Genomic DNA, 26,029 nt, shown 5'->3' on the forward strand with positions numbered 1-26,029 from the left:
GTTCGCTCGTTTGCAAGTGCGTTCGATGCCGTGCACGACGCGGCGACGGGCGCCATGGGTCGTGGTCGAGGACACTGCAATCCGCGACAGGATGCCGCGAACAGGTACATGTTGCACCTTCAATCGAGCAGGTGTTACCTGTGCATGATGCGCTTGTCGGCGGCGGGGAGGATTTAGCATGACAACGGAACCCGGGAGTGGAACTGTGACCGAACCCCGCTGGCTCGACGATGTCGAGATGCGCGCCTGGCTGGGATTCGTGTTCACCCGCGACCTCATCGCCGCCGCGGTCGGGCGGGACTCCCTACGCGAATCCAATCTGACCTACGTGGAATACACCGTGCTGGCCCGGCTCGCCGACGCCCCGGACCATCGGCGCAGTTTCGCCGAACTCGCGGCCGTGCTGGAGTGGTCGCAGAGCCGGCTCTCGCATCAGATCACCCGGATGGAGAAGCGCGGCCTGGTCGCCCGCGAATCCATTCCCGACGACGCCCGCCGCACCGCCGCGGTCCTCACCGAAAAAGGCGCGCAGGTGCTCGATTCCGCCGCACCCTCGCATGTCGAGAGTGTGCGACGTCACATGGTGGATGTGCTCGATCGTGGCCAGCTCACGGCGCTGGCAGATATCTACGACACACTGCTGGCCCATCACCGTAGACCGGAAACCCGCGACGAGCACACCTGACCCCGAATTCCCAGCCCACCAGCGTTTGGTTTGGCACCCATCGGGTACTGGGTAAGACTAGGCTCGGCACCGGCTTCCGACGGCGGTCGGCACCGAGCACACGGCCGGTTATCGGTCGTAGAAGTGAGCACCCGACCTGGCCTTAGCGAAAGGGGCAGGAGTTTTCATGTCCGACGTGTCCATCGGTCTCTCGGCGGATTCGCTGCCCGCGGGTTCCGTCGACAACCTGCTTCCGCAGCTCGTCGAGCACCTGCGGCAGAACCGCACCGAACTGCGCGAGGAGTGGGCCCGTCGCATCACCGATGCCCAGCTGCTCACCGCCATGACGCCCGAGGAAATCTTCTCCGAGGCCACCTCCGTCTACGACAACTACGTCGAGGTGCTCGAGACCGGTAGCGTCGAGGCGCTGCAGGCCTACGCGCGCGACCTGTCCGAACGCATCATCCCCAGAGGAGTCGAGACCGACGAGGTCGTCGGCATCGTGCTCCTGCTGCGAGACGTGCTGGCGCGCAGCCTCTTCGAGAAGTACCAGTCCGACTTCGAGCTGCTGAAGCTGGTGCTCGACGCCTACGAACCGGCCGCGAACCGCATCGCCAACACCGTGGCCGTGTCCTTCGTGCAGGAGCGCGAGCGCGTCATCCGCCAGCAGCAGGAGGCGATTCGCGAGCTGTCGACGCCTGTTCTCCAGGTGCGTGAGCAGCTGCTGATCCTCCCCATCATCGGTGTGCTGGACTCGCAGCGCGCGCGTCAGCTCACCGAGCAGCTGCTGCGCGCCATTCGCGCCAACCGCGCCAAGGTCGTCGTCATCGATATCACCGGTGTGCCCGCGATCGACTCCACGGTCGCCAACCACCTGGTGCAGACGGTCGACGCGTCGGGCCTCATGGGCGCCAATGTCATCATTACCGGCCTGTCCTCGGAGATCGCGCTTACCCTGGTGACCATCGGCCTGGATCTGTCGAAGATGAATGCCGTCGGTGACCTCCAGGGTGGCATCGAGGAGGCAGAGCGGTTGCTCGGCTACGAGGTGTCGCGCGTCACCGATCGCGACGGACGGTAGTCAGGGCGGGTCAGATGCCGGTACCCATTCTGAAGCAGGGCACCTATCTCATTGCGTCGGTGCAGTCAGCGCTCACCGACGCGGATACCGAACGCCTGCAAGACGATCTGATGACCTACGTCAGCAGATACCGAGCCCAGGGCATCATCGTCGATGTCACCGCAATCGACGTAATGGACTCCTTTGCCGCCAGATCGCTGCGTACCATCGCCCACATGACCAAGCTGCGCGGGGCGGAGACGGTCATCGTGGGCCTACAGCCCGAAGTCGCTTTCGCCATGGTGCAATTGGGGCTCACGTTCGAGGACATGCACACCGCGCTGGACCTCGAGGAGGGCCTGTCCTGGCTCAACAAGAAGATCAAGAGCCGAGGCCAACGAGACGGTCGTGATCGTGGCCGCTGACGACGTGGTGATCGCGGTGAACGTGTCGAACGACATCGTGACCGCTCGGCAAGCGGGGCTGGAGTTGGCTGCCAAACTCGGCTTCTCGCTCTCCGATCGCACCATGATCGCGACCGCCATTTCCGAAGTGGCGCGCAATATCACGAGCTACGCGGGCACCGGGGAGATCCGGCTGGCCGTGCAGGATCGGGACGGCCGGCGCTCGATGGTGGTGCAGGCCAAGGACAGCGGGCCCGGCATTCCCGACATTCCGCGCGCGATGGAGGACGGCTTCTCCACCGGACGCGGTCTGGGGCTGGGTCTTCCGGGCGCCAAGCGACTGATGGACGGCATGGTCATCAATTCCAGGCCGGGACACGGCACCCTCGTCGAAATGTGGAAGTGGGTGCCCACCGGTGCGTGAGGACGGTTTCATCGGCGCGGTCGAATGGGCCGTCGCCGGTCGCGCACTGCCCGGGCAACGGGTTTCGGGCGACCGATCGGTCGTGCTCGACGCGGGCGGAGGCTCGGTGCTCTTCGCCGTACTGGATGGTCTCGGCCACGGTGCGGCGGCGGCCGACGCGTCCGATCGGGCGGCGCAGGTGCTGGCCGAGAACCGCGCCGAGCCACTGGATGTGCTGTTGCTGCTGTGCCATCGCGCCATGTCCGACACCCGCGGCGCGGCGGTCTCGCTGGCGCTGTTCGACTCTCGCGACCGGGTGCACTGGCTGGGCGTCGGCAATGTCGAATCCCGCATCGTCGCAGCGGCTCCCGGCAAACCGGCCGTCCGCGCCACGGCCCTGCTCTCGGGCGGCATCGTCGGCTACCTGCTGCCGCCGAACCTGCAGCCGCAGACCGTGGCCGTGCGCCCCGGCGACCTGCTGCTCATGTCCACCGACGGCATCACCAGCCACTTCTCCGACACCGTCGACCTGTCCAAGCCGACCGCGGAGATCACCGCCGAGATCCTGGCCCGCCACGCCAAGGACACCGACGACGCGCTCGTGCTCGCGGCCCGCCATCGCGGGCAATCCCATCCCTCCCAACCCATTCCGAGTGTGAAGCCATGAGCGAGAACCCGGCATGAGCGGTCGAGGCCTGGAGGCGGAAGCCTCCGTAACCACGCAGGGCCTGCGCTCATGTCCATGGAGCAGAGCGTGAGTACGGTACTGGCCGCGTTTCGCGAGGCGTACGCCGCCGCGCTCCGGCTGCACCTGCGCGCCCCCAATCAGAACACCCTGGCCGAGGGCTACGAGCTCGGGCGGCGGGCGCTGGTGGAGGGCGTGAGCATCCTCGACCTCACCGAGCACCACTTCCGGCTGCTCGAGCTCGAGGGCCTCGGGCCCGCGCCCGACGGCACCGACCGCACCGAAGCGGCGCTGGAGTTCCTGCTGCAGACCATGGCGGCGCTGGACGTCGCCACCCGCGGCTTCCTGGACGGGACCAGGCGCTACGAGCAACAGCGTTCGCGCGCCGACGATCTCGCGGGCCGCGACGCCTTCCGCACGGCGCTGGTGGAGTCGCTGCAGGACGGGTTCTTCGTCGTCGACGCCCAGGGCACGCTGGTCGAGGTCAACTCGGCGTTCGGCGCGCTCACCGGCTATGGGCCCGACGGGATTCCGTATCCGCTCCCCCACCCCTGGACCGTGCCCGAGGCGCCGCGCTACCCGGATCTGGGCACCGACGCGGCCCGCTTCGTGATGCCCATCCGCCACCGCGACGGGCGGCAGCTGTGGCTCGCGGTATCGACATCCTCACTGGTGAAACCCGAGAACGGGGAACGGATCTTCGTCGGCACACTGCGCGACGTCACCGCCGAGCACGACGCCCAGGCCCGCGACCAGGCGGTCTCGCGGCTGGCCACGGCGGTCGGCGCGGCCACCAGCGTGGTCGAGGTGCTCACCGTCGGCCTGGAGGAACTGCGGCGCGCTATCGGCGCGGAGGCCGCGGTGGTCTCGGTCTGGCCCAACCATCACACCGGCCCGGAACTGTATGTCTCCGAGGACAATCTGTATACCGGCGCGGGCCTGGCCCCGCACGACACCCAGCCCATCCGCCGACGTGGGGAGGCCGAGCCGGCCGAGGGCGGCGAATCCCGGCGCGTCCTGGATGCCCGGGCCCGCGCCCTGCTCGACCGCGCCCGATTGCAGCCCGGCCGCACCATGTTCGCCATCCCCGAGGGGGCGGCGAGTTCGGAGGGCATCGTGGCGCCGCTCGGCGAGAGCGGCGACTCGGCGCTGTGGCTGCGCTTCGCCGCGCCGCGGGTGATCACACCCGGTGACTGGGCCCTGTTCTCGCTGCTGGTCGGACATCTGAGCCTGGCCGTGCAGCGGGCGCGCAACTTCGACCAGGCCCGTTCCACCTCGCTCACCCTGCAGCGCGCCATGCTCGGCCCGATCGAACTGCCGCCGCGCTTCTCGGTGCACTACGAGCCCGCCCTGCCCCCGCTGGAGATCGGCGGCGACTGGTACGACGTGGTGCGGCTCGAGGACGGCACCATCGGCGTCGTGGTCGGCGACTGCGTCGGCCGTGGTCTCTCGGCGGCGGTGGTGATGGGCCAATTGCGCACGGCCGCACGGGCTCTGCTGCTGCGCGGCGCGGGCCCGGCCCAGCTGCTGGCCGAACTGGACACGGTGGCCTCCCGCATTCCGGGGGCCATGTGCACCACCGTGTGCGCCGCCATCCTGGACCCGGTGCGCGGGCTGGTGCGCTACTCCAATGCCGGGCACATGCCCCCGGTGCTGGCCGAGCCCGCCAAGCGCGGCCGGCTGCTGGAGGGCGGTCGCGCAGTCCCGTTGGCCACCTTCGATATTCCGCGCCGCCCGGAGGCCACGACGGCCATGGCTCCGGGCTCCACCCTGGTCCTGTTCACCGACGGCCTGGTCGAGCAACGCGGGGTCGACATCAATGACCGCTTCGTCGAACTCGCCGACGAATTGTCGGGCGTGGCCGGGCAATTGCCGCGCGAGGTGGCCGATTCGGTGCTGTCGCGGCTGCGGCCGGCCGCCGGCTACGACGATGACGTGGCCATGGTCGTCTACCGGCAGCCGCCCGGTCCGCTGCGCCTGGACGTGCCCGCCGGAGCCCGTGAGCTGTCCGGCATCCGGCGCGCGCTGCGTTCCTGGCTCACCGCCGCCGCGGTGCCGCACGACACGGCGGTCGATCTGGTCGCGGCCGCGAACGAGGCCTGTAGCAACAGCATCGAGCACGCGTATCTGGGCGGCGAACCCGGCCGGGTGCGGCTCAGCGCGGACTGCGGCGTGGACACCCTCACCATCGAGGTGTCCGATACCGGTGTGTGGCGGCCGCTGCCCGCGGATCCCGGTCACCGGGGCCGCGGTATCGCCATGATGCGTGCGCTCACCGATGAACTCGACATCGACAATTCCGGTCCGGGCACCCGCGTGCGGATGTCGGTGCGACTAATGGCCGTTTCATTTTCGGCGGCCGGGCGCATGTGAATCTGGGCCCGCCGGCACAAATTCGGCGGGCGGTTTCGGAGAACTCCGAAAGAGTGCGGTAGCTGCGGTTTTCGCTATAACGCCCGCTACCGAACCAGTACCGATGTGGTAGACGATGCAGCACGAACGGACGGATCATGGCAGATTTAACAAACGTGACCAATACTTCCGGAGACGGCTATCCCTTCGCCGAAACGATGACCACCTCGGTCACCCCGCACGCTGAGGCCACCGTGCTCACTGTGACCGGCGAAGTCGATCTGGCGACCGCCCCCGCTCTCGAGAGCGCGATCGACGCGGCCCTCGCGGGCCGGCCCGCCGCACTGGTGATCGACCTGTCCGCGGTCAGCTTCCTGGCCTCCGCGGGCATGGCGGTGCTGGTGGGCGTCCACAAGCGCGCCGGGGGCACCCGCCTCGTGGTGGTGGCCGACGGGCCCGCCACCAGCCGCCAGTTGAAGATGACCAGCCTGGACCAGGTGTTCTCGCTGCATTCCACCCTGGACGAAGCGCTCAGCGCGCTGCACTGAGGGTATTGCCCGCACACCGCCGCGGGCCGCCCGTGAACGACGAAGCCGAGTCCGGTTCATTCCGGACTCGGCTTCGCGGCGTTCACGGCTGGGTCAGAGGAGCTCGCGCAGCTGCTCGATCAGCTTCACGCGCTCGGCCGCGGTGCCGGCCATCGGGACCACGTTCAGCACGGTCACACCGGCCTCGCGGAAGGCCGCGATCCGCTCCTTCACGAATCCGGCCGAACCGATCAGGTTGATGTCGCGGACCAGATCGTCCGGAACCACCTTGGCGGCCTCTTCCTTGCGGCCCGCCAGGTACAGCTCCTGGATCCGGTCGGCCTCGGCGCCGTAGCCGTACTTGGTGGCCAGCGCGTGGTAGAAGTTCTTGCCCTTGGCGCCCATGCCGCCGATGTAGAGGGCCAGGTGCGGCTTGACCCCGTCGCGCCAGCTGTCGACATTGTCGCCGATGGCCAGCGCGGGGCCGGCGAACACCTCGAGGTCGCCCAGCGCCGGATCACGTTTGGCCAGACCGGCTTTCAGCGAGTCGCCCCACACCAGGTCGGCCTTCTCGGGCAGGAAGAAGATGGGCTGCCAGCCCTCGGCGATCTCGGCGGCCAGCTCCACGTTCTTCGGGCCCAGCGCGGCCAGCAGCACCGGAATGTTCTCGCGCACAGGGTGATTGATGAGCTTGAGCGGCTTGCCCAGGCCGGTGCCCTGCCCCTCGGGCAGCGGGATGTTGTAGTACTTGCCGCTGTGCTCGAGGCGTTCGCGCTTCCAGACCTTGCGGCAGATCTCGAGCACCTCGCGGGTGCGACCGATCGGCGCGTCGTAGTTCACGCCGTGGAAGCCCTCGATGACCTGCGGGCCCGAGGCGCCCAGGCCCAGGATGAAGCGGCCGTCGGAAACGTAGTCCAGGCCCGCCGCGGTCATGGCGGTCAGCGTGGGCGTGCGGGTGTAGAGCTGCAGGATGCCCGAGGCCAGCTGCACCCGGTCGGTCTTCGCGGCCAGGTATCCGAGCGCGCTCACCGCGTCGAACGAATACGCCTCGGGCACGAACACGATGTCGAGGCCCGCCCGTTCGAGGTCGGCGACCTCGGCGGCGGTCTCCTTGAAGCCGTCGGTGTAATTGATCGACAGTCCGATACGCATGTCCGGGACCTTACTCACCGGTCGGCACACCGACAGCGGGCGGGTTGCCGCACACGGCCCCGCGACCGGTACGGTAGGCGGCGAAATCACCTGAATTCGCCGTACTGCCAAGGGAGGCCACCCCTCATGACTCAGGACACCACCACCTTCGGTGATTCGACACTGCGGGGGTACCTGGGTGAACTGGCCGCCAAGGTGCCCGCCCCCGGCGGCGGCGCGGTCGCGGCGCTGCACGCGGCCCAGGGCGCGGCCCTGGTCGCCATGGTCGCGCGGTACACCACCCGGGCCAAGGATGCCGAGAATCGCCCGGTCATCGACCGCATCATCGCCGCCGCGGACGTGGCCCGCGAGCGCTCCCTGGCCCTGGCCGACGCCGACGCCGCCGCCTTCACCGCGGTCGGCGCGGCCTACAAGCTGCCCAAGGAGTCCGAGGCCGAGCAGGCCGCCCGCGGCGAGGCCATCACCGCCGCGCTGCTGCAGGCCGCCCGGGTGCCCGCCGCCGTGGTCGCCGAGGCCGACGAAATCGTCTCCCTGGCAACGGAACTGCTGCCCATCGGCAACCCCAACGTGGTGACCGACATCGGCGCGGCGGCCGACTGCGCCCGGTCCGCGGCGGCCAGCTCGCAGCTGAACATCGCCATCAATGTGACATCGCTGGACGGCACGGCCGCCGCCGAGTTCGCGCCGGTGCTGAAGCAGATCGAGGAGGTCATCGCCCGCGCCGATGCCCTGCACAACGATGTGGTCGCGGCCATCACCCGCTGACCGCGCAAATTAGCCTGCACTGTGCCCCGTTCCGTTATGGAACGGGGCACAGTCATTTTCCGGCTCTCTACCTGGTGATACGAACTTCGCATAACCCCCACGCCGGGACAATGGTTACGAACCGGGTACATTTCCAGATGGGACTGATGACCAAGTCATAGTCTGAGAAACCCTGCCCCACACCCTCTCGAAGGGATGGAAGAATGCGGAAACCGATTCGCTCCCTGTTCGTCGCAAGCTTCGTCGCCGCGGCGGCCGCGTTCGGAACCGGAGCCGCGGGTGCGGCCCTCGAAACGCCCAATCTCCCAGCCGTCCAAGCCATTACGCCGGCCTCAGGTCAGGTGGTGGGCATCGCCGCCCCCGTGACCGTCCAGTTCGCCGACGCGGTCACCGATCGCGCCGCCGCCGAACGCTCCGTCGACGTCCGCGCGCAGGACTCCCTCGCCGGCCACTTCACCTGGATCGACGACCGGCAACTGATGTGGCAACCCGAGAACTTCCTGCCATCCCGCTCGCCGATCACGGTCCTCGCTGGACGCGAGCAGACCAAGTTCCAGACCAATGGCGGCACCACCGCCGATGCGGACATGTCGGCACACACGTTCACGGTCTGGGTGGACGGCGTCGCCCACACCATGCCCGCATCGATGGGTAAGCCGGGGCGCGAAACGCCGGTCGGAACCTTCCCGGTGCTGTCCCGTGAGCGCTCGGTCACCTTCGACTCCCGGACCATCGGCATCCCGCTCAACGATCCGGAGGGCTACCTGCTCACCGGCGAGTTCGCCGAGCGCCTGACCTGGGGTGGCGTCTACGTCCACTCCGCACCCTGGTCCGTGGATTCCCAGGGCAACTCGAACGTCAGCCACGGCTGCATCAACCTCGCCCCCGCCGACGCGGAGTGGTACTTCGACAACGTCTCCGTCGGCGACCCCGTCACCACGCACTGGTGACCGGTACCGGTCAGGACAAGATCAGGGAGCTCCCGGCGTGGGGAATCGGACGATTCCCGCGCTGAGAGCTCCCTGATTCGCTGTTGTCAGCGAACGTTCTCGGCGGCCTGGACCACGTGGCGCATGAGGAGTGCGGTGGTGACGGGGCCGACGCCGCCGGGGACGGGGCTCAGGGCGGCGGCCTTGCCGGTGACCGAGGCCGCGTTCACGTCGCCGGTGATGTTGCCGTTCTCGTCCTCGTTCGTGCCGACATCGATGACGACCGCGCCCTCGCGAACGTGGTCGGCGGTGATGAGGCCCGCGCGTCCGACCGCGGCGACGACCACGTCGGCGGCCGAGGTCACCGCGGGCAGGTCGGTCGTGCGGGAGTGGGCGATGGTGACGGTCGCGTTCTCGGCGAGCAGCAGCTGAAGCAGGGGCTTGCCGACCACATTGGAGCGGCCGACGACCGCGACATGCCGACCGGCGAGCGGGATCTGGTGGAACTTGGCCAGTTCCACGACCGCCTCGGAGGTGGCGGGCGGGAAGCCGGGCAGGCCTGCGGCGAGCAGGCCCAGTGAAAGCGGGCTGACGCCGTCCACATCCTTCTCGGAGGCGATGGCGGAGCTGACGTCGTCGAGGCCGACACCCTTGGGCAGCGGGGTCTGCAGCATGATGGCGTCCACCGACGGGTCCTGCGACAGCTCGGTGAGCTTGGCGCGGATCTGCTCGGCGGTGGCGTCGACACCGAGATCGACGTTCTCGCAAGCGATTCCATTGCGCTCGGCGGCACGGTTGAGGGACTTCACGTACCAGGCGCTGGCCGGGTCGTCGTTCGGGATCACGAGGGCCAGGCGGGGGGCGGCGCCCTGCTCGGTGAGGGCGGCGGCGCGCTGCTTGGTGTCGGCGTTGATGGCGGCGGCGAGTTCCTTGCCGATGAGCGAAGTCGTATCCACGGGTGCACAGCTTATCCCGAGTCCCGGCCGCGCCCTCCCCGCGCACGCCGGTGGCCGGGCGTGCGATGCGATCCGGGGACGACACGTGACGCGGCACGCTTCGCGCGCGTTCCCGCTGTGGATTCCGGCAAAACGGCGAAATCAGTTCGGCAAATACCCGACAACCAGGGTGGACAGTCGTATCGTGTCTCCATTCGATAAGAGCCAATAGCCAGCTAATTCCATGGATAGCCAGCAAACAGCAATGCGTGACACCCCCGAAAGGTCGACAGCAGTGCAGATCGCCAGGCGTTTTCCCATCCTGCTCGCGGCGGCGGCCGCCGTCCTCACCATCCTCGGCAGCGGCGCCGCGCACGCGAACCCCGCAGCGCTGTACAACTCCGCGCAGGACAATTTCACCGCCGGCAATGAGGCGGCCGGGCTGGCCGACCTGCGCCAATTGCTCAGTGAATCACCCGATGACGCGGAGGCGCTGGCGCTGCAGGCGATCTGGTCGGACTACACCGGGGACATCGTCACCCGCGAGGTGGCGCTGAACCGCCTCAACGGCATCGACGGACAGCTCGCGGACGGCACCCGGACGCTGTTCCAGGCCATCGGCGCCGCGGTGGGCACGCTGCCCAATCCGATTCCGGCGATCGCGGGACCGCAGACCGGCATCGCGGTGCTCGGCTACGGCCTGCTCCCCGACGGGTCCATGCGGCCCGAGCTGGTGAACCGGATGCAGGCGGCCTGGCTGCAGGCGATCGCCTCGCCCCTGTCGCCGATCCTGGTGACCGGCGGCAATCCGCAGAACGGGATCACCGAGGCGGCGGCCATGCAGGGCTGGCTGATCGGGCACGGCATTCCCGCCGGCCGCATCGTGGCCGACCACCGCGCCGGGTCGACCGTGCAGAACGCGCTGTTCGGCGCGCAGCTGCTGAGGGACGCGGGCGCGACCAGCGCCATTGTGGTGACCTCCCCCAACCACATTCGCCGCGCGGTGGCCGACTTCATCGTCGCCGGGATGCCGGTCATCGGCGCGACCACCTCCCTCGAGCAGCTCGTCTCGCAGCTGCCGCCGCCCGCGCGCAGCAGCCAGCGCGGCATCTACCTCGACACCGCACGCACCTTGCGGCTCCCCGCCGAACGCTGATCCCCACGCCCGGACCCTGCTCGAACGGGGCGGCCGTCCAGGCGTGCACAATGACGTGGTGACTCCTTCCGCCACCGAAACGCTGGTCGCGCGGCTCCGCGCGGCCGGGTGCGTGTTCGCTGAGGACGAGGCCGCGCTGCTGCTCGATGCGGCCACCGACGCCGACCACCTGGAATCGCTTGTCACGCAGCGCATCGCCGGGTTCCCGCTGGAACATCTGCTGGGGTGGGCGGAGTTCCGCGGCCTCAGGGTTGCCGTCGGGCCGGGCGTTTTCGTCCCACGACAACGCACGAGCTTTCTGGTCGAACAGGCTATCGTCCTGGGCCGCAGCATGACCCGGCTACCCGTGTCGGCTGGTATCGCACACGACAGCATGGCCACTACTGCCACTGACGCTGCCGCCAGGACCGCCATCGCTGCTGCCCGTACTGCTGCCGGTGAGTATCAGCCCATCCGGCCACGAACCCTCACGGACCCGGCCGAGACCACCGTCGCTCACGCGGATTCGACACTGATCGCGCTCGATATGTGTTGCGGCTGCGGGGCTCTGGGATTGGCATTCGCGAAAGAGATGGCGGAGGAAGGTATTCGGGTCGAGTTGACTGCGGCCGACGTCGAATCTGCGGCGGTGGCTTGTGCGCGGGAGAATCTCGGCGTAGTGGGGGCGCGGGTCGTGGAGGGCGATCTGTTCGACGCTGTGCCCGCGGATCTGCGAGGGCGCGTGCATATTCTGCTGGCGAATACGCCTTATGTGCCGTCGGAGGACATTGCGTGGATGCCGCCCGAGGCGCGCGATCACGAGCCTCGCCGTGCGCTCGACGGCGGCGCGGACGGTTTGGACGTGCTGAGGCGGATTGCCGCCGTGGCGGGCGAATGGCTCTGTGCCGGTGGGCATCTATTCGTGGAGGAGAGCGAGGAGCAGGCTCCGGTCGCCGTCGGGATCATGCGGGAGTACGGGCTGTCGGCTCGGATCGTGGAATGTGAGGACATGGGGGCGACCGTGGTGATCGGTACGCGCGCATGAGTATTCGCGGTGTGCTGTTCGATGTCGATGACACACTCATCGACTATTCCGCGACGGTGCGGATCGGATTCCTGCGGCATCTCGCGGCGGAACAGCTCCTGGACCGCTTAGAGTCACCGGAGGCGGCGTTGGCGCTGTGGCGGGCGATCGAGGAGGAAGAGTATCTGCGGTTCCTGGCCGGTGAACACACCTTCAAGGGGCAGCAGCGGGTGCGGACCGAGCGATTTCTCGCGCACCTGGGCATGACGGCCGACGATCCGGTCGCATGGTTCGCCCGCTATGCGGTACACCGGGATTCCGCGTGGTCGGCGTTCCCGGATGCCGCGCCGGTACTGGAGCGGTTCGCCGGGCGGAGGGCGCTCGGCGTGGTGTCGAACGCCTCCCAGCCGTACCAGACCGGGAAGCTGCGCACGGTCGGGCTGCTGCACCACTTCGGGGACGCCATCCTGTGCTCGGACGAATTCGGCGCGGCCAAGCCCGATCCGGCGATCTTCCGCGCGGGATGCGAGATGCTGGGGCTGCCGCCGGAGCAGGTGGCGTACGTCGGCGATAGGTACGACTGGGACGCACTGGGCGCCAGAAATGCCGGGCTGCGGGCCTATTGGCTGGTCCGCAGCGGGCCGGGGGTCGCCCCGGACGACGGGATCACGGTCATTCGCTCACTGGCGGAACTGGATTCGCCGACCGGGTGAATCTCTCAGCCCGCCTCGAGCGATTTCCGGATCTCGGCCTGGATCTCGAGCTGCGCCCGGGCCGCGGTCAGGCCCGCGTTCACGTCGGCGGCGGTGCGCTGGGTGGCGGCCGAAACATACTGTGCCACCGCCGCTTCGATGGATTCCACCGCCGTGGTCGCGGTCGCCAGCTGGTCGCCGCGGGTGGCGGCGGGCAGGGCGGCCATGGCGACCAGGCGGTCGTCCCAGGCCAGGGCGGCCTGCTCGAGTTCGGCGCGCAGCACGATGGTGGTGGCGTCGTCGAGGGCATCGGCGGTGTGCAGGGCCGTCATGGCGTCGCGCAGGCGGCGGTGCAGGCGCGGCTCCGGGTCGTGCGAGCCCGCCCAGGAGGCGGGGGCGCGGGTGGGGGCGCCGGGGACGACCTGGTTGGCGGCCGCGATCGCGGTCTTCTGGCGGGAGGACACCAGCATCACGCCACCTACGGCGGCCCCGATCGCAATCAGCACGATCAGCACGACAATCAACATGGTCGGCTCACTTTCGTCGGTCGGTCAGCGATGAGTGGTGGGGTGCGGTGGCGCGACGGTCGAGTGGCTCGGTCCGGTCGGATGCGCCGGGGTGTGATGGCCGTGCACCTTGCTGTACACCAGGATCACCGTGAGGATGATCGCGAGCACCGCCAGGATCGCGGCGATGATCTTCACCTTGCTCCACGGGCGGTCGCCGGACACCTGGCCGGTGAGGCCGTTGATGTACACCTGGTAGGTCTTGTCCATGTAGACGACCGTCAGCAGCCAGATCGGCAGCAGCAGATGCTTGTACGCCAGCCAGTTCCAGTTCGTGTTGAGCTGGTGGATGCGCTGATGGTCACCGCCGATGTCGCCGCGCACGGTGGATTCGATCGCCGACTCCATCCGCTGCTGCGCTTCCGGGAACGATTGCTCCGCATCATTGTCGTAGGTGCGGCACAGGTGGCCGGCCACGAATTCCGGTGAATAGGCGCGCGCCTGCTCCACCGGCCACGGTTCCAGCGACCGAATCCGGTTGCGGTTCATATTGTCATTGGCCAGCACCGGCAGATCCGCGAATTCATTGGCGACCTCACCGGCCACCGGATACCACCGGGTCCGGGTCTCGTAGATCGGATCCCCGTCCGAATCCGTCCCGACCCGCACCTGATAGTCGTCGCCGCGCTCGCCCTGATACCAGCTCTGGGTATCGGCGTCGTAGGTGAAATACGCGGTATACAGGCTGGAGAACGCCCCGATCCGCCGATATTTCCGGAAGTTCGACGGCGCGAACCACCGCCCCGACACCCACTTCTCGACCAGCTCCCGAGCCTGCTTCTCCCCCACCAGGAACGGCACCACACCATCCACCGGCAGCCGGGCCGGCGCATTGTGCACATCGTCGCGCTGAATGGGCGTGGCGCAGTACGGGCACCGAGTAGCGGTGAGACTCCCATTGAACCCGGTTGTCCCACCACAGTTCTGGCACTTCACCTCCCACTCCCCCGTCACCTGCGGCCCCGCCGCATGCGCCTGCAATTCCCGCAACGCCGCGATCGCAGGCCCCAACTCCCGAGCCTGAACCGCCACATCCGGCGCCGTCACCGGAGACCGATTCCCGCAACTGGGACACAGCAGATCCTGCCCCACCGGATCGAACACCAACTGGGCCCCACACGAAGAACACGGATACGTCCGAGTCGACTCCGTCTGATGCAACATCGCCCGATCCGGCACCCCCGCCTCCGGCTGCGCTACAGGACTTTCCGCCCCGACCGCCCTGCCGTCCCCGACCCCCGGAACAATCACAGGCGCCACGATCACAGGCTGCGGCATCGCACCCATCGGCGCCTGCCCGGGATTCCCCGGTCCGAACCCACCCGGCAACGGCGGCGGCCCCGCCGTCACCCCGGCACCCGGAAGCGGCGGCGGCGCAACGGTTCCCGGCCCGGCAGCAGCGACCGGCGGCGGGCCGAAGTTCTGCGGCGGGGAGGCCTGCGGCATGGGCGGGACTCCGCCGGGCCCACCTGGAGCGGCCGGCGTCCCCCATTGTTGCTGTCCGGCTCCGGCACCTGGCAGCGGAGGCGGGACCGCCCCGCGTTGCGGCATGGGCGGGACACCGCGTTCACCGGGCCCGGAGGTCGGCAGCGGAGGCGGACCGGCCGGAGCCTGCCCGAAATTCTGCGGCGGCACAGGCGATCCCGCGCCGGGTGCGAACTGCGGTGCACCACCGGGAGCATTCGGCCCTGGTGGGGGCGGCGTCATCCCGTGCATCGGTGGGAGACCACTCTGGCTCGAATCATGACCCGGGAGCGGGGGCGTCCAGGGTTGAGGGTCGGCCGTGTGCGGGGTGGCCGGGTCGCTGCCCGGGAGCGGCGGCGGGCCGGAGGGGTGCGGGGGCTGGTTGTCGTTCATCTGGGCTCACTCGGTGCGGCGGACTCGAGGGTCGCGCATTGCGGTGGAAGGGCTTTCGGGACGCACCGAGTTGTCGGGCGTTGGTTCCGGCGGCGCGGGTACGTCGGCGGACCCGTCGGTGGTCCAAGGTGCCGACGGGTGCGGCCGGGCCGGGTCGGCCGGGCTGGGCGGGGAGGCTGCTACTGCGGGGGCAGGGGCGGCGGGGTGCCCGGGAGCGGGGGCGGGGTGGCGAAGAGGGGCTGGAGGGCGGGGACGGAGCTGGCGGGTTGCCAGCCGGGCATGCCCTCGGTCCAGACGTTGGTGTCGCGGGTCAGCTGGCCGGACGAGACGTACTGGCGTAGTTGGTCGATGGGGAAGGGGCCCGCGGCCTGGCCGGCGTTGTCGAAGTGGAACTGCTGCTGGCCGGGGAGCGGCGGCGGGGCCGCCTGCTGGGGCGCGGCGGGCTGCGCGTAGCCACCCTGCTGGGGCTGGGCGTAACCGGGTTGCTGGGGCTGGGCGATGCTGCCCTGCATGGCGCCGGCCATCTGGCCGCCGAGGACCACGCCCATACCGGCCTGCATGGCGGCTCCCATTCCGCCGCCGGGGTTCTGGGCGGCGGCGAGCATGGCGTCGGCGGCCTGCATCTGCTGGTAGCGGTTGAGGTCGACATTGTTCATGAAGCCGCCGGCTTCGACGCCGCGCGCCACACCGCGGGTCATGGCCTGCTGGATCTCCTCCGGCAGGGAGATCGTCATGGTGACGCCCTCGACCCCGACACCGAAGCCGGACAGGCGCTGACCGACGAATTCGCGCAGCTTGTCGGACAATTCGATCTGGCGGCCCTGCAGATCGATCGCGCCCAGGCCGCTGGCCAGCACCATGTCGGAGAAGGCCAGGGCGACATTGGCCCGCAGCTGCTCGCTGAGCACGTCGGCGTCCACCTCGGCATTGGTGCCGATCATCTGGCGCAGGAACACCTCGATATCGGTGACGCGCACGTTCGCGGTGCCGTTGGCGCGGATCTGCACCATGCGGAAGTCGGGGTCGCGCACGGTGACCGGTTGCGGTGTGCCCCAGCGCATATCGGTGACGGCGCGGGTGTTCACGTAGTACACCTCGGACCGGAACGGCGAGTTGAACCCGTGCCGCCAGGCCTGCAGGGTAGACATGATCGGCATGTTCTCGGTGGTCAGCTGGTAGTGGCCTGGACCGAACTTGTCGGCCAGCTGCCCGCGGTAGACGAAGACCGCCTGCTGCCCCTCCCGGACGATCAGCTCCGCGCCGTTCTTGATCTCGTTCTCGTAGCGGGGAAACCGCCACGCCAGCGTGGTGCGAGTGTCATCCAACCATTCGATGACGTCGACGAATTCGCCGCGGATCATGTCGAACAGGCCCATTGAGTTCTCTTTCCTCCCTCGGGCGCTGCGCCCGACCCCGGCCGAGTATGGCACAGGGTCGCCGGCGCGCGCGGTCACCGTCGTGTGGCTATCGAGCCAACCACAGGCAGTGTTAATCATTCATGAACGACCATGGCCCGCGCGAGCTTTCCCGCGCGGGCCATATCAATCCGCTACCAAATCTCCGTCGCGCCCAGAGCTCATCGTCGCCATCCCGCCACCGCACCAAACGATCCCGCCTGAGGACTGGATCAGGCCCGGCCCGGATCAGGCGGGAGAGTCGAGTTCCCCGGCCACCACACCGGCGGTGAAGGCGTCCCACTCGCTGGGGGCGAACACCAGCGCTGGGCCGGTCGGGTTCTTGGAGTCACGAATCCCGACCATGCCCGAATCGAGGAACGCAACCTCCACACATTGGGAACCGGTTTCGCTGCGGCTGCTCTTGAACCAGCGCGCTCCGGACAGGTCACCGTTCACGATCGAACTCCCTTGCTATCTGGCGGACCAGGTCTCGCGTTCGCACTTCATCCAGCGTTTCGGCCCGAATGGCCTCGGCCAACTCACTGTATCGCTGGACGTCCTCGAGCCTCTCCACGTACAGATCGCTGGTCAGCCGACCCTCGACGTAGACGACCGGTGGCTCGACCCGGTTGTTCCTGGCGTTGGTGCCGAAGTCCAACAGCACGAACGGGCCGTGCTGGAAACCCCAGGTGTACCCGGCCGCATACGGTTGGACCCGCAAGGTCACGTTCGATCTGGTGCTCAGGTCGGCGAGATGCTTGAGCTGTGCGGCCATCACCCGCTTGCCCCCGACGACCCGACGCAGCGCCGCTTCGTTCAGCAACACTTCGACCGCCAGCGGATTGGCCTTGCGGGTCACGATCACCTGGCGCTTCAACCGAATATCGATGCGCCGCTGGATGTCTTCATCGTTCTCGAAGCCCGGGAAGGCGCGGAACACCGCACGCGCATAGTCAGAAGTTTGCAGCAGTCCGGGTATCTGTTCCTGGTAGGTGACCAGACGGCGGGCGGAACGCTCCATGCCGACATACATGTTGAACGCATCACTGAAAAGCCCGCCGAGGGAGAAGATCCCATCCTCGTCCTTGGCAGTCGCCGCGCGGAACGCCAGACCGACCGCCTGCTCCGTCTCGTCGGCATCCACCTCGTAGAGCATGCACAGCTCCCGCACGTCCTGCCGTCGCGGCTTGACCGTGCGACCGGCCTCGAGTCGTTGTAATGCGTTGAAGCTGAGCTGAACCTGGACCGCAGCCTGTTCGAGGGTCAGCCCGGTCGCCTGACGCCGTTCCCGCAGAAACCTACCCAGTTGCCGCCGCAACAGGGTCGGCGACACATCCTCTGCCATCGATGCTCCCCCTGAAAAGTGAATACATGCGCCAACAGAATCTGAATGCTGCATCGCGGTGGATCCGCATCCCGCCTTGGGATTTCAGACTACCTAATCTGAATATTCAGATTCCGCGTTTTCAGAAACGTCCTCGGTGGTGTGCTTGGGTTCCAACGACGGCACACAGGTAGGTGACAATGTCCAGCAACAACCCGTGGTCTGTGCAGGCGATCATCGACCGCATCGAACGAGAGAAGCGACAAGCCGCCGTCTCCGAACCTCCATCGAACGAGAGCGCTACGGTCGGGTATTCGGTGCGCGGGCTGTGGTCGTGCTACTCCGATCCCGGCGAACTGACTGCCGCACAAGCACATATCGCGATGCAGCTGCATCTCCAATGCGGAGTCGACACCTGCGCGGTGCGTCGGCGGGCACGCACCGCCCTGGTCGCATCCGGGCGCATGGTGCTCGACCCCCGTGAGGCGCGAACACCGCCGACCGCGCACAGATCCCTGTTCACCCTGCTACGGGCCGCCGTATTCGGCTACAGCACACTGCTTTTCGGTGGTCGCCATGCCCTGCGATGATCCGGACCTGATCGAGATCCAGGTCATCCAGGACGTCCTCGACACCATCGAAACCCGTCTGCGCGACCGCGAACGCCACGGTTGGCGCTTGACCGTCCCCCGCTCCCGGGTCTACGCAACCCTGCTGCACGCGGTCATCGTCAGCGCCCGCGAATCCCACCGCCTCCCAGCCACACTCGACCGCGCCGCCATTCTCGACACCATCCTCGACGGCGCCGAACCCGCGAGCCACGATGCCGCCGTCCGACCGATCGACGACATCATCGCCCGCCACACCGTGCCCGTGAACTGAAGCTCCGGACACACCGACGAGCGACTTCGGCAATCTCAATGACGGCAGACCGCGGCGAGGCACTAATCAAGATGGCGCAATCGGACTTACCGCCGGGCGAGTTGATACATGCGTTCGCCAGTTCCAACAAACCACCAGCCCGACAGAGGGTCCGGCGGCGAATGACCGTCCAGGAGTTCGATGAATGCGTCGGCAACCTCGAGAGACCGCGCCGACCGCACCCGCCATCGGCATCTACCGCCGCGTTCTACCGGGTTGTGCTCGAGTTCTTCAAGGTCATGTTCCGGATGGCGAAAGATATGCGCTCCATCCGTAATAGCGATGGCAGTCTGCGACAAGGGATCTCGTCACTCGATCTCGCATGCCTTTACCTGCAAGGTAATTGCCGCCTCACCGGTCACCGCCGAGGATCGTCGGTATGATTCGAATCGGCGTACTACTGCCCAGCCGCGAGACTGCCATGACGAGTGCTCACGATGCCGCGGGCCTGGTGAAGCTGGCGGTAGCTGCCGAAGACGCAGGATTCGACTCCGTATGGATCGGAGACTCGCCATTGGCGCGGACCCGCGTCGACCCGCTGCCGCTGCTTGCCGCCGTCGCAGCGACCACGTCCCGTGTGCAGTTCGGTACGGCCGCGTGGACCGCGACCCTGCGCCACCCCCTGCTCGGTGCGCACACTGCCGCGACCGTGGATCAGCTCAGCGAAGACAGGCTCGTACTCGGTGTCGGCGCTGGATTCCCGCTGCCCGAGACCCGAGACGAATTCTCGGCCCTCGGGATCTCGTTCGACGAGCGGGTAGCGAGATTGGATGAGACGGTGGCGATTTGGCGCGCAAGCTGGTCCGGTGTCAGCCGTTTCGACGGCCGTTACTGGAAGTTCGACGACCTGTCGGGTGCGTTGCCTGCGGCAAGCGCTGCGGGGCCGCCGGTGTGGTTGGCCGGAAGCGACACCCCTCGCGTGTTGCGGCGAGTGGCCCGGACCTACGACGGCTGGCTGCCGTTCTTGCCCAGTGCGGACGCGTACGCCCGAGCGTGGGCTGCCATCCGTGATCTGACGGACCGTCCGATCACGCCCGGTATGTACGCGACGATCAACCTCGATCCGGACTCAGCGAAGGCGCGCGCTGAGCTCGACGGGTATGTGCGCCGTTACTATCGGCGCTCACTCGACGAAATGGCAACGGTCCAAGCCTATTTCGGTGGTTCACCCGAGGAATGCGTCGACTGGCTGGGCCGCTACCTCGAGGCGGGCGCCGAGCATCTGGTCCTGCGCATCGGCTCGCTCGATACCCGGCGTCAACTCGAGGCGCTGGCAGAGGCGCTGCCCGCACTGCGGGCGATCTCGGTTACACGTTCGTCGGGTTGGCGGACCCGAAGCCCTCGTTGAATCCGGTTTCGATGCGGTGGTAGCCGTATTCTCCGAGGACATGGTCGCGGATGTCCTCGGGCAAGTGAGTACGTCGGGGTTCTTCGGCATCCACAGTGCGGCAACAGCAACCAGGGCTTCAGCGCTCACGGACTTGTGCTCCATCCGGTTATCTCTGCCTGTCGCCACGGAGCCGTTGCCTGAACCAAGTCGAAGCAGCTGTGCGGGCACCTCACTGCGAGGGAGGACGGTCCCAGCTGTAGGAGTCCGGCATGTTGTGCCTGCCGCCGGAATTCTGGTTCTGGATCACCGCATTGGCGGTATACGACGAGCCATCGGTGAACACTACGACGCATTTCAGATGCGCGGTCTCTTCTCGCATCGTGTCGTGGACATGCGGTTCGCACGACACCGACTGCACCGGCCGGTGGTCTTTGGCTGTGATGTTCTCCTTCATGGCGTTCTGCAGGGCGACGTAGGCATCGTTGTCCGGCCCACACCCGGCCACGAGCGCCAGCGAGGCGAGGATCACGACCAGCCCGGCCCGCCGAGGGAAACTCATAGCACCCATCTCACCACCGCTGTCCGCGGACAGCACGGTTTCGATCGCATCGACGGGTCGGCCCGCGAACGACCTCATCAGCGCGGGCACCCTCGAAGGACTCGAATCCGCCCGCGCCAGAGGACGACTCGGCGGCCGGCCAGGTCGGTCTCCGGGACCTCGTCCACGACGCGGGGCGTGCTGCGATCGGCGTGGCGTTTTATCCGGCTAGCTCGAGCCGGGCCACCGCGTTGTCGGTGAGCCGGCATACCTCATCGTCGCTCATCGCAAGTGCCGAGTACCCGACGCTGAGGTCGAGGCCACCGAGCCGCTCGTTGGCGATCACGAACAGTGACGGGCCGAACATGTCGAGCGAGACGGCCCTGGTGACGTCCTCGAGCGTGTAGGCGCCGTAGCCGGCCTGCAGGCCAGAATCGCCGATCGTGGTCACAGCAAGTCCGTCGAGGCGCCGGTTGTTCCGGAGCCCCGGGCCGGCTTCGTGCCGATACACTTCCCATCCCGGAAACTTCATCATCGAGGCGGACTCGTGGTCCTTGGCCAGCGCGGCGATCAGCTTGAACGAGGCGTCACGGGCGGTTGCCCAGAAGTCGTCGGTTATCGGGTGCTCGGTACGCAGAATGTCGACGTAGCAACCGAAGGTCTCGTGCGCCCGCGCAAGTTTACTGAGGCGACGAAGGTCGACCGTGGTCAACACGGTCATGGCATCGAGCCTGTACCGCTCGCGCATGGCAAGCAGGAAGGCTGCCGTTACCGCACCGTGAGGCGTCGTTCTGTTGGCTTTGATGGCATCCATGAGCGTTGCCGTTACGCCGGGCTCGAGGTGACGTGCCAGTACTCGCGTTTCTTTCTTCCGGTCGGGTACCGCCTGCTTGGGTAGCCGAATGGCCGGCGTATAGGTGGTCTTCTTGCCACCGCCGGACCTGTTGAGCAGGCTGTCCTCGATCGACGGGGGCAGCGTGGTGTCGAGCGGGGGTTTCAGTTGCGCCGCGGCTGGATCGGCGAGGAATTCGAGAAGCTGGCGAGCGAGCATGTTGGCGGACAGGGCGTCGAGCGTCGCGTGATCGGCGCAAATGATTATGTGGTTGAGGTCGGCGGCGGGCGACTGCCGCACCAGCGTGACCCGCAGGCGCGGATGGTTGCCCTTCGGGATCGGTGTGCGGATCTCAGAGGCGAAAACCGTGCGCCAAGCGTCCGGGTCGGCGTCGTCGAGCACCTCCAACGGGATCTCCGTTGTGCCCTCGGTGTCGAACCAGGGCCGGCGATAGGCGAAGAACGGCATGTGTCGCCAGACGAGCTTGCCGTAGCGGATATGAGCGCGAAGGATAGGGTGCTGGGACTGTAGCCAGGCGAGCGCGCGCGTCACCAGCGTCGGATCGAGGCGGCCGCGCACATGCAGCACCTGCATGGTGATCAGCCCGCCATGGACATGCAAATGGCTGAGCAGTTGTTCCTTTTCGCCCAGCGGGCGCATTTCGCCCAAGCTTTCCTCCCACGTTTTCGAATACCATTCCAGGTCGCGATGAAATTGGCTAGTATGCCGACTACATAAGGGACTCAAGTGATGAACGATATCGAACGACCGATAGTCGAGTATATCTCCGCCATGGTGGCCGAAACCGGCGATGCGCCGGTCGATCGCGAGACCCCCTTGCTCGAGGCAGGCCTGCTGGACTCGATCAGTTTGGTAAAACTTGTGTATTTCCTCGAGGAGCGATTCAAGATCAGCATCCCGGACACGGAGATACGGCCGGAGCTGTTCGAATCGCCTGCGAACATAGCGGCCTATGTTTCGCAGCGAGCGGCTCAGCCCGCCTAGAGCTCGCGCAGCCGCGCGCGGAGCACCTTGCCGGCCGCGCTCCGCGGCAGTGCGTCGATGAACGCGATCTCGTCCGGGACCTTCTGAACCGACAGCCTTTCGCGGGCGTAGCGGATCAACTCAGCGGCCGACACCTCCGCCCCTTTGACGACGAACGCGATCAGCCGATTGCCGTTGCGCGAGTCCGGGAGACCCGCCACTGCGGCTTCGGCGACAGCAGGCAAGGACATGAGCGTCTCCTCCACTTCGATGGGGTCGATCTTGTAGCCGGATACCTCGATCAGCAGCTTGCTGCGGCCACGGATGAAGATGCGACCTTCTTCATCGAGCGAGGCAAGATCGCCGGTCCTGAACCAGCCCTCATCGAACGCCTCAGCATTGGCCACGGCATCGCCGAGATAGCCCCGCATGAGCGAGGATGATCTGATTTCCATTTCGCCGACGGATGGGCCGAATTCGGTGTCGAACGGGACGATGCGGACCCTGGCGTCGCCCGCGGGCTTGCCCACCGATGCCCAGCTCGCGTCGAGGTCGGCGGAGTTGTTGTGCGAGAACATGCTCGCTTCGGTCGAGCCGTAATCCTGACGAAGTGGGGTACCCAGGCGCTCGCGCACCGCTTCGAAGATCGGCCGTTTCAGTGCGACGCCGCCCGAGAAGGCCAGGCGCATCCTGAGGTCGAAACTGCCGGTCTGACCGGTGACGATTTCGTACATCGCCGGAACGGCACCCATGACGGTGACGCGCTCGCGAACCATGGTGTCGAGCAGCTTCTTGCGCGAAAGCGCCAGCGGCAGGGGATCGCTCCAATAGAGCGTCGTTGCACCGCCGGCGACGGCTTGCGTAGCGCCCAGTAAGAAGCCCAGCGAGAAGTTGCCCGGCAGAATGTCCAAGACGATATCGTCGGGCTGAATTTCCCAGGCTGTGCTGGCTCGTTCACCATCAGCGACGAGCTCGGCGTGGGTGTGCGGCACCACCTTGGGCAACCCGGTCGAGCCGGACGAGAAGAGGTAGAGCGCCGTTGTATCGCCTCCCAGTTTCGGCAGCTGGGCGGTTGCGCTTCCTTCGGGAAGGGCGCTCGTCAAGAGCAGGGGAATGCCGGGGGCTGCATCTGCGATCAGCGTCTCGGCAACAGCGGCAAGACCGGGAGTTGAGATGACTGCGCTGGGTCCGGTCTTTTGTGCGAGTGCGGCAAGTTCGGATCGCGTGGCCGTCTCGCCGAGAGGCATCGCGATGGCGCCGATGGCGAAGAGCGCGTGGGCGGTCACGAAAAGATCGGGCGAGTTCGGAATCAGCAGGGCAACGGGATCGCCGCGCCCGATGCCACGGTCGATGAAGCCGGCGGCGCGCCGGCCGATCCGCTCGACCAATGCGGCGTAGGGCGTAAATGCCTCGCCCTGCCGCAATCCGCTGGTGCTCGGTGCCCGCGCTGTCAGCGCTAGCAGATTGTCGTAGATCATCTCTACTCCGCGGGGTTCCGCCCCCCTGCCCGTAAGGATAGAAGTGGGATGCGGCATCTACAAGCCGTCAGCGATCACGCCAGCAAGTCAGGTGGAAAACGCCGGTATCGAACATCAAAGCTTCTGTCAGTTTCAGACCGAGCCTTTATCGTGGTCGCCATTGAAAAGGCCGGATGGCCCCCACCAAAAGGGCCAGCGAGACAAGGAGGCTCAGTTCAAGTCCAGGCGATGGCAGCTCAATCCTGGCCTATCGCAATCGATTTCCGTGTCCACGACGAGTTCTTCTCCGATGACGACACCGTGCTATCGATCGTCGAAGGCCAAGGGTCCGCGTGTGCTCGAGCTCGGCGCCGGGAAGCAAACGAAGCAAACAGGCACTCAATTCGGCATGGCAGACCCTGCGGTCAGGCGACCAGCGGCATGGAAATGCGCTGCGGCTGTGCAGTAGTCGGGCTGAAATGACCCGGGTGTTTCGGCTATCGGGGTAGTTCGGGCACGTCGAAATCCAGTGCGGTTGCGAGGTTTATCGTTCTGCGGGGAGTGATACATTGCCGGGTCAGGCTTTGCAGATCAAGCCTGTCGTGGCGGGCTTGGAACAGGAACAGTGCGGCGGGATGCTGTCGTAGCTGATCGGTGTCGAGTCCGTCGGCGGTGTGGTGGGCGGCGGCGACAAGAGCAGGGAACGCCGACTGGAGCTCGGCTGCCCATTCCTCGACCGCTGTCAGCCAGGCGTGGCTGGCGGCATCGGGTGTCGAGGAGAATCGTGCGATTGCCTCGCTCAGTTCCGGCCCGAAGCGTCGGTGGCGCTGATATCCCCGTCCGCTATCTGCCAGGGCCGGCAGCGGCGCATAGGCCAGCGGCTCGAGATGACCTCAGGCCTTGGTCTTCCGACGAACACTCAGGCCACTCAAAACGCCCGGCTCGCGGCAGAAGAGCACGCTGCCATGCGCGCATGAACGGCCAACCCAACCGTTCTAAACGCGCACTACAGCTGAGGAATTGACGCGAAACGGGCTGTTGCGAAATGGTGTGGGTGCGTGGTGGCGGGGTGCTCGGTGTATTGCGTGCCTGTTTTGAGGAGGGGCGGGCCCGTAGGGGGGGGGGGGTGGGGGGGGGGGGGTGTGTTTGGTTGCGTTGGGTCTGGGGGGGGAGGATTTCCTCCCCCCCCCCCCCTCCCCCTCCTCAACAGGTGGCGGGGGTGAGGCGTCCGGTGTTGATGGCTTTGATCAGGTTGTGAACCAAGGCGTGGAAGCTGAATTCGGCGGTTGCGCGGGCCAGTCCGCGGCTGGTGAAGCGACGGAATCCGAGGTTGTGCTTGGCGTGTCCGAACGGGGTTTCGGCGATATGGCTGCGTTGCTTGTAGAGGGCGTGGCCTTCGGGGGTGCGCAGCCGATGGGCCATCGCTTGGAGCGGGGTCGCCTCGGGTGGGGGCGGTCCCTGGGCAGGGGTTTGGGTGGCGGCTTTGTCGACAGCGCGGGATTTGCCGATTGCGATGAGCCGGTCCGGGCCCGGGGCGGTGAGATTGTGGCGGCTGAGGTAGCCGGTATCAGCCAGCAAAATCCCGATACCACCTGAATTGTCTTGCGGTGCAAAGGGTTGCGCTCGATCTGGTTGATGCGTGCCCAGCAGCGTGGCGGCGGCAACCGCAGCGGTCATGGTGGTGGCGAACGCGGTCGCGTCGTTGGGATTGTTACCGACTGTGGTCGCGATGATCAGGCCGTCGGTGCTGGTGACAGCCTGACAGTTGAAGCCTTGCAACCAGCCTCCGCCTCGCAACGGCATCATCCGCGAGGCCGGATCGGTGATATTGCGCTTGCGTTCACCACCACGCCGACGGGATCCGCCGCCCGACGCGGGCGCGGCCGTGACGGGTTCAGTTTCTGATTGCTGGTGCGCGGCAACGGTTTCAGTGACGGCCCGTTCCCAGGCGAGGCGCACCCGCTTCACCATCGAGTATTGCTCCACCGGCGCCGGTGCGCGGCCTTTGCGGCGCAGATCGTAAGCGTCGATCTTGGCTTGCTGCGCCGCGCGCGCCTGCGCCAGATTCCGGGCCAGCATCTCGACGCGGATCTCTG

At 67.2% G+C, this 26,029-nt stretch carries 27 protein-coding genes; 16 read left to right on the forward strand and 11 right to left on the reverse strand.

Annotation, left to right across the window (positions count from 1 at the left end; genetic code table 11):
- Positions 1-178: 178 nt before the first annotated feature.
- The 7 genes from ACFXN1_RS22410 to ACFXN1_RS22440 all read left to right on the forward strand — a co-directional run bounded on the left by ACFXN1_RS22410 (position 179) and on the right by ACFXN1_RS22440 (position 6,116).
- Positions 179-685 carry a MarR family winged helix-turn-helix transcriptional regulator gene (locus tag ACFXN1_RS22410; RefSeq protein ID WP_379400166.1) on the forward strand — a complete coding sequence of 169 codons (507 nt, stop codon included), beginning with the start codon at positions 179-181 and terminating at the stop codon, positions 683-685.
- A gap of 166 nt (positions 686-851) precedes the next feature.
- Positions 852-1,745: an STAS domain-containing protein gene (locus ACFXN1_RS22415; protein WP_354832015.1), complete on the forward strand. Its 894-nt coding sequence runs from the start codon at positions 852-854 to the stop codon at positions 1,743-1,745.
- 14 nt (positions 1,746-1,759) lie between these two features.
- Positions 1,760-2,149 carry an STAS domain-containing protein gene (locus tag ACFXN1_RS22420; RefSeq protein WP_379400167.1) on the forward strand — a complete coding sequence of 130 codons (390 nt, stop codon included), beginning with the start codon at positions 1,760-1,762 and terminating at the stop codon, positions 2,147-2,149.
- The gene (locus ACFXN1_RS22425; RefSeq protein WP_354833098.1) at positions 2,139-2,552 is read left to right on the forward strand and encodes an ATP-binding protein; all 414 of its coding nucleotides are present in this window, start codon (positions 2,139-2,141) and stop codon (positions 2,550-2,552) included. The genes ACFXN1_RS22420 and ACFXN1_RS22425 overlap by 11 nt, the downstream gene beginning before the upstream one ends.
- Entirely contained in the window at positions 2,545-3,198 is a 654-nt protein-coding gene (locus tag ACFXN1_RS22430) for a SpoIIE family protein phosphatase (protein ID WP_379443282.1), read from the forward strand. Before ACFXN1_RS22425 ends, ACFXN1_RS22430 begins: the two co-directional genes overlap by 8 nt.
- 87 nt (positions 3,199-3,285) lie before the next feature.
- Entirely contained in the window at positions 3,286-5,589 is a 2,304-nt protein-coding gene (locus ACFXN1_RS22435) for a SpoIIE family protein phosphatase (RefSeq protein ID WP_379443280.1), read from the forward strand.
- Positions 5,590-5,786: 197 nt separating this feature from the next.
- Positions 5,787-6,116, forward strand: coding sequence for an STAS domain-containing protein (locus ACFXN1_RS22440; protein ID WP_379443291.1), 330 nt, complete (start codon positions 5,787-5,789; stop codon positions 6,114-6,116).
- A 93-nt stretch (positions 6,117-6,209) separates the two neighbouring features.
- Here the strand turns inward: ACFXN1_RS22440 and ACFXN1_RS22445 are convergent, their stop codons facing one another.
- Positions 6,210-7,247 (reverse strand): LLM class F420-dependent oxidoreductase, encoded by a 1,038-nt coding sequence (locus ACFXN1_RS22445; RefSeq protein ID WP_354832004.1) that lies wholly within the window; start codon positions 7,245-7,247, stop codon positions 6,210-6,212.
- Positions 7,248-7,373: 126 nt separating this feature from the next.
- Between ACFXN1_RS22445 and ACFXN1_RS22450 the strand changes: the two genes are divergently transcribed.
- Entirely contained in the window at positions 7,374-8,012 is a 639-nt protein-coding gene (locus ACFXN1_RS22450; RefSeq protein WP_364618078.1) for a cyclodeaminase/cyclohydrolase family protein, read from the forward strand.
- A 203-nt stretch (positions 8,013-8,215) separates the two neighbouring features.
- On the forward strand, positions 8,216-8,962 hold the full coding sequence (locus ACFXN1_RS22455; protein WP_379400170.1) for a L,D-transpeptidase family protein: 747 nt from the start codon (positions 8,216-8,218) through the stop codon (positions 8,960-8,962).
- Between the two features lie 86 nt (positions 8,963-9,048).
- Here the strand turns inward: ACFXN1_RS22455 and ACFXN1_RS22460 are convergent, their stop codons facing one another.
- The gene (locus ACFXN1_RS22460; RefSeq protein ID WP_379443279.1) at positions 9,049-9,897 is read right to left on the reverse strand and encodes a bifunctional 5,10-methylenetetrahydrofolate dehydrogenase/5,10-methenyltetrahydrofolate cyclohydrolase; all 849 of its coding nucleotides are present in this window, start codon (positions 9,895-9,897) and stop codon (positions 9,049-9,051) included.
- A 274-nt stretch (positions 9,898-10,171) separates the two neighbouring features.
- Here ACFXN1_RS22460 and ACFXN1_RS22465 point away from each other — a divergent pair, with 274 nt between their 5' ends.
- The 3 genes from ACFXN1_RS22465 to ACFXN1_RS22475 are packed head-to-tail and all read left to right on the forward strand — an operon-like array spanning position 10,172 to position 12,748.
- Positions 10,172-11,032 (forward strand): YdcF family protein, encoded by an 861-nt coding sequence (locus ACFXN1_RS22465; protein ID WP_379443278.1) that lies wholly within the window; start codon positions 10,172-10,174, stop codon positions 11,030-11,032.
- Between the two features lie 58 nt (positions 11,033-11,090).
- The gene (locus ACFXN1_RS22470; protein ID WP_379443276.1) at positions 11,091-12,056 is read left to right on the forward strand and encodes a methyltransferase; all 966 of its coding nucleotides are present in this window, start codon (positions 11,091-11,093) and stop codon (positions 12,054-12,056) included.
- Positions 12,053-12,748, forward strand: coding sequence for an HAD family hydrolase (locus ACFXN1_RS22475; RefSeq protein ID WP_379443275.1), 696 nt, complete (start codon positions 12,053-12,055; stop codon positions 12,746-12,748). Before ACFXN1_RS22470 ends, ACFXN1_RS22475 begins: the two co-directional genes overlap by 4 nt.
- Before the next feature lie 5 nt (positions 12,749-12,753).
- Here ACFXN1_RS22475 and ACFXN1_RS22480 read toward each other — a convergent pair whose 3' ends face one another.
- The 5 genes from ACFXN1_RS22480 to ACFXN1_RS22500 all read right to left on the reverse strand — a co-directional run bounded on the left by ACFXN1_RS22480 (position 12,754) and on the right by ACFXN1_RS22500 (position 17,892).
- Positions 12,754-13,254 carry a hypothetical protein gene (locus ACFXN1_RS22480; RefSeq protein ID WP_379386049.1) on the reverse strand — a complete coding sequence of 167 codons (501 nt, stop codon included), beginning with the start codon at positions 13,252-13,254 and terminating at the stop codon, positions 12,754-12,756.
- Between the two features lie 24 nt (positions 13,255-13,278).
- On the reverse strand, positions 13,279-14,304 hold the full coding sequence (locus ACFXN1_RS22485) for a hypothetical protein (protein ID WP_379443274.1): 1,026 nt from the start codon (positions 14,302-14,304) through the stop codon (positions 13,279-13,281).
- A 1,025-nt stretch (positions 14,305-15,329) separates the two neighbouring features.
- Positions 15,330-16,526: an SPFH domain-containing protein gene (locus ACFXN1_RS22490; RefSeq protein WP_379443272.1), complete on the reverse strand. Its 1,197-nt coding sequence runs from the start codon at positions 16,524-16,526 to the stop codon at positions 15,330-15,332.
- A gap of 267 nt (positions 16,527-16,793) precedes the next feature.
- A complete protein-coding gene (locus ACFXN1_RS22495; RefSeq protein WP_379386056.1) occupies positions 16,794-17,003 on the reverse strand; it encodes a DUF397 domain-containing protein in 210 nt (69 codons plus the stop codon).
- Positions 16,993-17,892 carry a helix-turn-helix domain-containing protein gene (locus ACFXN1_RS22500; RefSeq protein ID WP_379443271.1) on the reverse strand — a complete coding sequence of 300 codons (900 nt, stop codon included), beginning with the start codon at positions 17,890-17,892 and terminating at the stop codon, positions 16,993-16,995. Before ACFXN1_RS22500 ends, ACFXN1_RS22495 begins: the two co-directional genes overlap by 11 nt.
- Positions 17,893-18,071: 179 nt before the next feature.
- Here ACFXN1_RS22500 and ACFXN1_RS22505 point away from each other — a divergent pair, with 179 nt between their 5' ends.
- From ACFXN1_RS22505 to ACFXN1_RS22515, 3 genes are all read left to right on the forward strand, one after another.
- The gene (locus tag ACFXN1_RS22505; protein WP_379443270.1) at positions 18,072-18,461 is read left to right on the forward strand and encodes a hypothetical protein; all 390 of its coding nucleotides are present in this window, start codon (positions 18,072-18,074) and stop codon (positions 18,459-18,461) included.
- Positions 18,439-18,753, forward strand: a complete 315-nt coding sequence (locus tag ACFXN1_RS22510; protein ID WP_379443269.1) for a hypothetical protein — start codon at positions 18,439-18,441, stop codon at positions 18,751-18,753. The genes ACFXN1_RS22505 and ACFXN1_RS22510 overlap by 23 nt, the downstream gene beginning before the upstream one ends.
- Positions 18,754-19,171: 418 nt before the next feature.
- The gene (locus ACFXN1_RS22515; protein WP_379443267.1) at positions 19,172-20,140 is read left to right on the forward strand and encodes an LLM class flavin-dependent oxidoreductase; all 969 of its coding nucleotides are present in this window, start codon (positions 19,172-19,174) and stop codon (positions 20,138-20,140) included.
- Between the two features lie 211 nt (positions 20,141-20,351).
- Here ACFXN1_RS22515 and ACFXN1_RS22520 read toward each other — a convergent pair whose 3' ends face one another.
- Both ACFXN1_RS22520 and ACFXN1_RS22525 read right to left on the reverse strand, forming a co-directional pair.
- Entirely contained in the window at positions 20,352-20,759 is a 408-nt protein-coding gene (locus ACFXN1_RS22520; protein ID WP_379443266.1) for a hypothetical protein, read from the reverse strand.
- Between the two features lie 121 nt (positions 20,760-20,880).
- Positions 20,881-22,161 (reverse strand): hypothetical protein, encoded by a 1,281-nt coding sequence (locus tag ACFXN1_RS22525; protein WP_379443265.1) that lies wholly within the window; start codon positions 22,159-22,161, stop codon positions 20,881-20,883.
- 81 nt (positions 22,162-22,242) lie between these two features.
- On the opposite strand from ACFXN1_RS22525, the gene ACFXN1_RS22530 reads away from it, so the two are divergent.
- Entirely contained in the window at positions 22,243-22,497 is a 255-nt protein-coding gene (locus tag ACFXN1_RS22530; RefSeq protein ID WP_379443263.1) for an acyl carrier protein, read from the forward strand.
- On the opposite strand, the gene ACFXN1_RS22535 is transcribed toward ACFXN1_RS22530, so the two are convergent.
- Entirely contained in the window at positions 22,494-23,954 is a 1,461-nt protein-coding gene (locus ACFXN1_RS22535; protein ID WP_379443262.1) for a class I adenylate-forming enzyme family protein, read from the reverse strand. The two genes, ACFXN1_RS22530 and ACFXN1_RS22535, sit on opposite strands and share 4 nt — an antisense overlap.
- A 1,182-nt stretch (positions 23,955-25,136) precedes the next feature.
- On the reverse strand, positions 25,137-26,029 hold an 893-nt coding region (locus ACFXN1_RS22540; RefSeq protein ID WP_379463663.1), incomplete at its 5' end, for a transposase.

It is taken from the genome of Nocardia sp. NPDC059154, assembly GCF_042755705.1.
Classification (GTDB): domain Bacteria; phylum Actinomycetota; class Actinomycetes; order Mycobacteriales; family Mycobacteriaceae; genus Nocardia.